Below are 1,305 nucleotides of genomic sequence, written 5' to 3'. Positions count from 1 at the left end.
TGTCCGACCTGGAGACATAGGTAACAGCTTGTACCTATGACATGGGTAACACACTGGAGCCGAACGGTGTGTCGATGGTTTGCAGAGTTTTCTGCTCCAGGTCTATGTATCCCAAATCATAGTTCATAAAGCTTACGAGCCAAATACCGTCGTCGACTTCCTTTATGCCGACGCGTTGTCCTGCCATGACGGTTGAGAGGTTGATTTTCTTTCTGTGCATGCAGATGCGTCCGCAGGATGTGACGATGACTTCCTTGTCGTGGAAGGGGTAAGTCAGTTCCGGCAGGCCCTGATAGGGTCTGAGCGAGGGTTGATAGACTTCGGCGGGGGTTTTCATGTCGAGGGCTTCGTGTGGTCTTTCCTCATTGAATTCCCTGATGAAGTCATCGAACCGGGCCTGTTGCTGCAGGCTGTTCTGGCCGGCTGGCTTGGTGGTTTCTCTCTTAAGGGTGAGATGCATGCGTTCATGGCGGCCGTTTTGCTGAGGATGGCCGGGTTTGATGCGTTCGATGGCGATGCCCAGGCGCAGCCACCAGACGGAGAGGCGTGAGAGGTTATAGAAGCCGTTTGGGCTGGCGAAGGGGACGCCGTTGTCGGAGCGGATGGCCTGTGGCAGACCATACTGCTTGAACAGGCGGACAAAGCTCTCGATGACGCTCTGCTGACGAATGCTGTCGAAGGCCTCGACGGCAAAGAGATAACGCGCGGCCTGGTCGGTGATGGTGAGGGGGTAACAGTGTCGGCCATTGCCGAGCCTGAATTCCCCCTTGAAGTCGGTGCACCAGAGGGCATTGGGCAGCAGAGGGCTGGAAAGAGGCGTTCCCTTGGCCTTTTGCCGCCGCCTTTGCCTTGCGCGCTTGACCAGGCCGTGCCGGTCGAGCACGGCATGAACCGTGCTTTTTGCGGGAATACGGACCTCTCCGGCCAGCCGCCTGACCAGCAGTTCGCGGATCTTGCGCGCACCCCAGTGCGGTTTCTCCCGCTTGCTCTCGACAATCAGCCGCTCGATCTGTGCGGGCAACTGATTGGCATAGCGGACCGGCCGGCGGGAACGATCCGCCAGAGCCTCCACACCTTCCTGCCGATAGCGGTTCAGGATCTTGTAACCGGTCTTACGAGAAATCCCGAACTCACGGCAGACATGAGACATGCCCTCGCCCTCGAGAAGGCGGGCAACAAAACGAAGACGTTCTTCCATGACCGAACTTTCTTTCCACGGCATCAACACCTCCGGCATGCAAATACATGCCAAAAGTGTTACCCATGTCTCCGGTACAAAACGTCACCTATCTCTAAGGTCGGTCA

At 57.1% G+C, this 1,305-nt stretch carries 1 protein-coding gene; it reads right to left on the bottom strand.

Annotated features, from left to right (window positions below):
* Window positions 1-34: 34 nt before the first annotated feature.
* On the bottom strand, window positions 35-1,198 hold the full coding sequence (locus FKG95_RS29460; RefSeq protein ID WP_218940417.1) for an IS481 family transposase: 1,164 nt from the start codon (window positions 1,196-1,198) through the stop codon (window positions 35-37).
* Window positions 1,199-1,305 lie beyond the last annotated feature (107 nt).

The sequence above is a fragment of the Denitrobaculum tricleocarpae genome (genome assembly GCF_007004665.1).
GTDB lineage: Bacteria > Pseudomonadota > Alphaproteobacteria > Kiloniellales > Kiloniellaceae > Denitrobaculum > Denitrobaculum tricleocarpae.
The sequence above is the reverse complement of the archived record's forward strand: the minus strand, read 5'-3'. Positions and strand labels throughout refer to the sequence as shown.